General features: G+C 71.8%; 5 protein-coding genes. 2 read left to right on the forward strand and 3 right to left on the reverse strand.

Features of this window, described 5'->3' with window-relative positions; all coding sequences use genetic code 11:
- Window positions 1-39: 39 nt before the first annotated feature.
- Complete coding sequence (locus AC2CJA_RS22380; RefSeq protein WP_484604476.1) at window positions 40-2,271, reverse strand: ATP-binding cassette domain-containing protein; 2,232 nt, start codon at window positions 2,269-2,271, stop codon at window positions 40-42.
- 61 nt (window positions 2,272-2,332) lie between these two features.
- Between AC2CJA_RS22380 and AC2CJA_RS22385 the strand changes: the two genes are divergently transcribed.
- Both AC2CJA_RS22385 and AC2CJA_RS22390 read left to right on the forward strand, forming a co-directional pair.
- Entirely contained in the window at window positions 2,333-3,322 is a 990-nt protein-coding gene (locus AC2CJA_RS22385) for a helix-turn-helix transcriptional regulator (RefSeq protein WP_484604477.1), read from the forward strand.
- Entirely contained in the window at window positions 3,309-3,695 is a 387-nt protein-coding gene (locus AC2CJA_RS22390) for a hypothetical protein (RefSeq protein WP_484604478.1), read from the forward strand. The genes AC2CJA_RS22385 and AC2CJA_RS22390 overlap by 14 nt, the downstream gene beginning before the upstream one ends.
- A 34-nt stretch (window positions 3,696-3,729) precedes the next feature.
- Here the strand turns inward: AC2CJA_RS22390 and AC2CJA_RS22395 are convergent, their stop codons facing one another.
- Both AC2CJA_RS22395 and AC2CJA_RS22400 read right to left on the reverse strand, forming a co-directional pair.
- Complete coding sequence (locus tag AC2CJA_RS22395; protein WP_484604479.1) at window positions 3,730-4,743, reverse strand: hemolysin family protein; 1,014 nt, start codon at window positions 4,741-4,743, stop codon at window positions 3,730-3,732.
- Entirely contained in the window at window positions 4,740-6,095 is a 1,356-nt protein-coding gene (locus AC2CJA_RS22400; RefSeq protein WP_484604480.1) for a hemolysin family protein, read from the reverse strand. The genes AC2CJA_RS22395 and AC2CJA_RS22400 overlap by 4 nt, the downstream gene beginning before the upstream one ends.
- Window positions 6,096-6,462: the final 367 nt, after the last annotated feature.

Here is a 6,462-nt window from a genome sequence, read left to right on the forward strand (position 1 = left end):
GGTCTTCCCGTTCCGCCCGGCGCCGGGGTCGCGGGGCGCTCACTCCTCCCGCAGGGCGGCGGCGGTGACGGTGCCCTCGATCCGGGCGACCGGCCCCTGGTAGAGGATCCGGCCCCCGTGCCTGCCGGGGCCCGGACCGAGGTCGATGAGCCAGTCCGCGCGCCGGATGACATCGAGGTTGTGCTCGATCACGACGACGGTGTGGCGCTGGTCGAGGAGCTGGTCGAGGACGTCCAGCAGGACCGTTATGTCGCGCAGGTGCAGACCGGTGGTGGGCTCGTCGAGGACGTAGAGGGTCGGTTCGTTGGCCTCGCGCAGTTCCTTGGCGATCTTGACGCGCTGGCACTCGCCGCCGGACAGCGTCGTGAGGGGCTGGCCGAGGCGCAGATAGCCCAGTCCGACCCGCTCCAGGTGCGTCAGGGCCTCGCGGATCTGCTTGTCCGGCAGCTGCCCGATGGCATCGGTGATCGTCAGGTCGTCGATGTCCGCGATGGACAGTCCGTTGACGCGGTGGCGGAGCACCTCGCCGACGAACCGCCGTCCCCGGCAGGTCTCGCACACGGTCTCCTGGCCGTCCATGAAGGCCAGGTCGGTGTGGATGACGCCCAGTCCCTTGCAGTCCGGGCAGGCCCCCTCGGAGTTGGCGCTGAACCGGCCGGCGGGCAGGCCGCTGTGCCTGGCGAAGAGCTTGCGGATGGCGGGGGCTATCCCGGTGTAGGTGACGGGGGTGGAGCGTCGGTTGGTGCTGACCGGCTTCTGGTCGATCACGACCGCGTCGTGCTGGGCGACCAGTTCCGTCGCGAGACTGGACTTGCCGGACCCCGCGACCCCGGTGAGGACCGTGAGGATCCCGGTGGGGACGTCGACGGTCACGTCCTTGAGGTTGTTGCGGGTGGCGTTCGCCACCGTGATCGCGCCGGTGGCCTCGCGCGGGCCGGTGGTGACCGGCACCCGCCTGTCGAGGGCGACGGCCGTCGCCGTCCGCGCCTTCCGGAGTTCGTCGAAGGTTCCCTGGAAGACCAGTTCCCCTCCTCCGGCGCCCGCGTCGGGCCCGATCTCGATGATCTGGTCGGCGATCTCCATGACGGCGGGGTCGTGCTCGACGACGAGGACGGTGTTGCCCTTGTCGCGCAGCTGCCGCAGCAGGGCGGTCATGGAGGCGATGTCGTGCGGGTGGAGCCCGACGGTGGGCTCGTCGAAGACGTAGAGCATCTCGATCAGGCTGCTGCCGAGGTGCTTGACGGTCTTGATCCGCTGCGACTCCCCGCCGGACAGGCTGGTGGTGGCACGGCCGAGGTGGAGGTACCCCAGCCCGATGGTGACCATGGCCCGCAGCCTCTCCCTGAGGGCTGCCACGACCGGTGCGACGGAGGGGTCGGTCACCTCCTCCAGCACACCGACGAGTTCGGTGATCTCCGTGCGGGCCATCTCGCCGATGGTGCGGCCCGCGACGGTGGCGGTGCGGGCGGCCTCCTCAAGGCGGTCCCCGTGGCATTCGGGGCAGACCTGGGAGCGGGTGAAGCGGGCGATGACCTCCCTCTTGCGGTCGGAGAGGTTGTCGGTCGTGCGCAGGTAGATGCGCTCGAACCGCTCCACGATGCCCTCGTAGTCCTTCGGGGGCCTGGTGCCCAGGCGTGCGGCGTGCTCACCTCCGTGGAGCAGTGCCTGGCGCTCCTCCTCCGTCCACTCCCGCAGCGGGGTGTCGGCCTTGAAGCTGCCGATATCGGCGTACTGGGAGTACCAGTAGCCGCCGTCACCGAACCCGGGCAGCAGGATCGCGCCCTGGGCCAGGGACCTGTCCAGGTCCAGGAACCGGTCGACGGCGCTCACCACGACCTCGCCGATCCCGGAGCAGGTCGGGCACATGCCGGCGGGATCATTGAAGGAGAACCGGTTCGACTCGCCCACGTGGGGCGAGCCGACGCGGGAGAACAGCAGCCGCAGGTAGGTCCAGACGTCGGTGATCGTCCCCACCGTGGACCGGGCGTTGCCGCCGATCCTGCGCTGGTCGATCACCACGACCGGCGAGAGTCCTTCGATCCCCTCCGTCTCGGGGCGTGACCACTTCGGCAGACGGTTGCGGACGAACGGTGGGTAGGTCTCGTTGAGCTGATGCCCGGCCTCCGCCGCGATCGTGTCGAACACCAGGGACGACTTGCCCGATCCGGACACCCCGACGAACACGACCAGTCGGCCGCGCGGGATCTCCACGTCCAGGCACTTCAGGTTGTTGGTCCGGGCACTTCGGATACGGATCGTACGCTCCAGCATGCGACAAGGCTACGAACAGATGTGGTCGCGTTCTGACCGCGACTGGAGTCAGAATGGAGGCATGGCGGATGTCACCCAGCGCATCCTCGCCCTGCTGGCCACGCTCCAGACCGGGCGCGCGTTCAGCGGCGAGGAACTCGCGGCGCGGCTCGATGTCAGTCCCCGGACGCTGCGACGCGACGTCGACCGCCTCCGCGGCTACGGCTATCCCGTCAGGACCCGGCCCGGCCCCGGCGGCCACTACCGACTCGCCGCGGGAAGCGCCATGCCTCCGCTGGCGCTCGACGACGACGAGGCGATCGCGACCCTCCTCGGGCTGGCCACTCTCGCCTCCACCGGCAGCGCCGCCGAAGGCAGCGTGGACGAGGCCGCCACCCGGGCCTACGGCAAGGTCGACCAGTACCTCCCCAAGCGGCTGCGCCACCGCGCCGCCCACCTCCGGACGAGCCTGGAGACGGACGCCGCCCCCGCCCCGAGCATCAGCGCCGACGTCCTGGCCGCACTGGCCGACGCCATCCAGCACCACCTGGTCATCACCTTCGACTACGTCGGCAGGGACGGCTCGACCACGTCCCGGCGCGTCGACCCCTACCGCCACGTCCACCACAACCTGCGCTGGTACCTCCTCGCCTGGGACACCCACAGGGACGACTGGCGCGTCTTCCGCGTCGACCGCATCACCCGCCTCCGGACGTCCACCGGCGCCTACACGCCGAGGCCCCTGCCCGCCGACACCGCGCTCGACTACCTGCGTCAGGGGCTGGGCAGGCACCGCGAGCGTGTCGTCGTCACCGTGGACGCGCCCCTGCCCGCCGTCGCCGAGGCGTTCAGGTACCTCGAGGCCGAATTTCTCGCCCTGGGCGACCGGCGAACCAGAGCCGTCCTGATGCTCGACACCTGGCAGTGGCTGCTCCCGGACCTCGCCTTCCTGGACGCCGACTTCACCGTCGAGGAACCGGCCGGCTTCCGGGAGGCCCTACGGGTTTTCGGAGCGCGCCTCCGCGTTCCTCAGGCTGTCGGAGGCCCTGAGGCGCCTGATGGCCGCCCGTGAACAGTTCGCCCTGGTCGTCGACGAGCACGGGGCGGTGGACGGGATCGTGACCATCGAGGATCTGCTGGAGGAGATCGCCGGGGAGATCCACGACGAGACCGGCCGCGACGTGGCGACGGTGCGCACCGAGCCCGACGGGGCGCTGCTGCTGCCCGGCACCTTCCCCGTCCACGGCCTGCCGGATGTCGGCGTCGGCATCGACGGGCGGCCGGACGGCCGGTACACCACCGTCGCCGGGCTCGTCCTCGTGGAGCCGGGGCATGTTCCGCGGCGGCCCGGGGAGCGCGTCGAGCTCGCCGGCTCGGACCGTCGAGGTGGCCGGCGTGGACCACCACGCCATCACCGCGGTCCGGCCCAGGCCGGCCGGCGGTGACCGGTCGCCCGGAGCCGAGGGGCAGCCGGGCCGGTCACGCCGCGTAGGTCAGGCGGGCGATCAGGTCGTCCAGGCTCACGATCCCGGACAGGTCTCCCCTCTCGTCCCGGAGGACGGCGAGGGTCGCGCGGCGCTGCCGGAGCAGTTCGATGCCGTCCGCGACGGTGTCGTGCGGCTCCAGTTCCGGAACCGGGCGGGCCAGGGCGCGGGCGGTGGCCGCGCGGCCGCGGGCGCGGGCCACCAGCACGTCTCGGGCGTGGACCGAGCCGACGACCCGGGTGTCGTCCAGCACCAGCAGCCGGGTGCGGTCGTGCCGGGAGGCGGTGGCCAGGATGGTGTCCGCGTCCGCGTCGGCGGGGACGGAGATGACGCGGCCGGCAGGGATCATGAGTGCGCCGACCGGCTCCTGCGGTGCGGTGAGCGAGCGGGTCAACAAGCCGGATTCGCTCTTGGTGATCAGGCCCAGGCGCTGGGACTCGGCGATGAGGTGGGTGAGCTGCTCGCGGTTGTGGACCGAGGTCAGCTCCTCGCGCGGGGTGACCCGGAACAGCCTGACCAGCCCGTTGCTGATCTTGTTGAGGACCCACAGCAGCGGCCTCACGAGCAGGGTGATGCCGCGGAACGCCGGGGCGAGCAGCATCGCGGACTGCTCCGGATGCGCGATCGCCCACGACTTGGGGGCCATCTCACCGACGACCATGTGGAGGAAGACGACGACCGCCATGGCGAAGAGGAAGGCGATGGCGTAGGACAGCTCACCGGGCAGGCCGGCGGCCTCCAGCAGGGGCTCGACCTGGTGGGAGACGGCCGGTTTGGAGATGCTGCCCAGGCCGAGGGTGGCCACGGTGATGCCCAGTTGGGCGCCGGCGAGCATCAGGGACAGCTCCCGCATTCCGGCGAGGGCCGACTTCGATCCTCTGCGGCCCCGCTCCGCGTGGCGTTCCATGCGATGGCGCTTGGCCGCGACCAGGGCGAACTCGGCGGCGACGAAGAATCCGCTGGCCGCGAGCAGCAGGACGGTGACCAGCGCGGCGGTCCACGGGCTCATGCGTTCCCCTCACGGTCGGTGCCGTCGGTGCGGCCGGTCTCGGCGGTGGTGCGGGTCAGCCGTACGCGCTTGGGCACGTGCCGGTCCAGGGAGAGCACCTCGATGGCCGCGTGCCCCTCCTGCGCGGGCAGGGAGACGGTGATGCGGTCGCCGACGGTGGGGAAGCGGCCGAGGTGGTCGATGACCAGGCCTGCGACCGTCTCGTAGTCCTCGGCCTCGGGCAGGTGGACGCCGGTGGCCTCGGCGACCTCGTCCGGCCGGCGGCCGGCGTCGACGCGCCAGCCGTCGCCGTCGGGCACCGCCGTCTCGACCGGGCGGTCGGTCTCGTCGGCGATCTCGCCGACCAGTTCCTCGGCGATGTCCTCGAAGGTGATGATCCCGGCGAGGCCGCCGTGCTCGTCCAGGACGACGGCGAACTCCTCGTCCCGCTCGCGCATCCGGTCGACCGCGTCCGGCAGTGGCTGGGTCTCGGGCAGCAGCAGGGCGGGACGGGCCAGCTCCCCGGCGGTCGCCGTCGCGATGGAGGCCGTGCCGAGCCGCATGAGTTCGCGCACTCCGACGACACCCACGACATCGTCGGGGCGGTCGCCGAGCACGGGGTAGGTGGAGTGGCCGTGTGCCGCGATCAGCTCGACGACCTCGGTCGCCGGGGCGGTCGCCGCGACGAAGGTGGTCTCCACCCGGGGCACCATGACCGTGCCGGTGTTGCGGTCGCCGAACTCCAGGGCGTGGTCGATGAGGTCGGCCGTGTGCCGCGGGAGGTGGCCCTCCTCGTGCGCGGCCTCGATGAGGTGTCCGACCTCCTCCAGGGTCGCGCCGTGGTGGAGTTCCTCCACCGGCTCGATTCCGGCCCGGCGCAGCAGCTTGTTCGCGGTGCTGTCGAAGACGTGGATCAGCGGTCCGGTCACCTTCAGATAGGCCAGTGTGGAGGAGGCCAGGGACTTGGCCAGCCGGTCCGGGACGGCCAGGGCCAGGTTCTTGGGCGCGAGTTCGCCGATGACCATCTGCAGTGCGGTGGCCAGGACGAACGCGACCGTCAGCGCCACGCCGCCCACGGCGGCCTCCGGCACCCCGACTCCTGTCAGGACCGGGCGCAGCAGCTCGGCGAGTGCCGGTTCCGCGAGGAAGCCGACCACCAGGCCGGTGACGGTGATGCCCAGTTGGGCTCCGGAGAGCATGAACGACAGTCGGCCCAGCACCTTCACCGCGCGTGCGGCGCGTCTGTCGCCGGCGGCGGCCTCCCGTTCAAGCGCGAGCCGGTCGGCGGCGACGTAGGCGAATTCCTGGGCGACGAAGTACCCGGTGCCGAGGGTGAGCACGAGGACGGCGAGCAGGCCGAGCCAGGCGGTCACCGCTCACCACCCCCCGGGCGGGCAGTGGATCGGGTATGTCTGACCTGACCCTGCTGAGGGGCTGGCAAGAAGGACTCCTCGATTCGGTGGACTGTGCCCACGACGATACGGACGTGTTCCGCGGCCGACGTACAGGCGCCGACGGGCCCGCCCCGCCGGAGGGCCCGGAGAGGCCGGAGGCTCTCCGGGCGGCCGGGGACCGCCGGCCGGGCCATGTCCTCGGGGAGAGCGGCCTTCTGCCCGCGATTCCCGTCTCCGCCGCGACGGCGGCCGCCCCCTGGTCTCCCGCTCATTCCTGCACCAGCATAGAAGTACCGTGAGGCTCCGGGGGCAGCGCCCTCACGGCGGGCGGGGCGGTCCGGGTCCG

The sequence above is a fragment of the Streptomyces sp. ATLC9 genome (assembly GCF_057196705.1).

What these genes read in the sequence shown, in the direction of transcription:
- AC2CJA_RS22380 (WP_484604476.1), bottom strand. Translation starts at nt 2,271, where the DNA reads ATGCTGGAGCGTACGATCCGTATCCGAAGTGCCCGGACCAACAACCTG.
- AC2CJA_RS22390 (WP_484604478.1), top strand. Translation starts at nt 3,309, where the DNA reads ATGGCCGCCCGTGAACAGTTCGCCCTGGTCGTCGACGAGCACGGGGCG.
- AC2CJA_RS22385 (WP_484604477.1), top strand. Translation starts at nt 2,333, where the DNA reads ATGGCGGATGTCACCCAGCGCATCCTCGCCCTGCTGGCCACGCTCCAG.
- AC2CJA_RS22395 (WP_484604479.1), bottom strand. Translation starts at nt 4,743, where the DNA reads ATGAGCCCGTGGACCGCCGCGCTGGTCACCGTCCTGCTGCTCGCGGCC.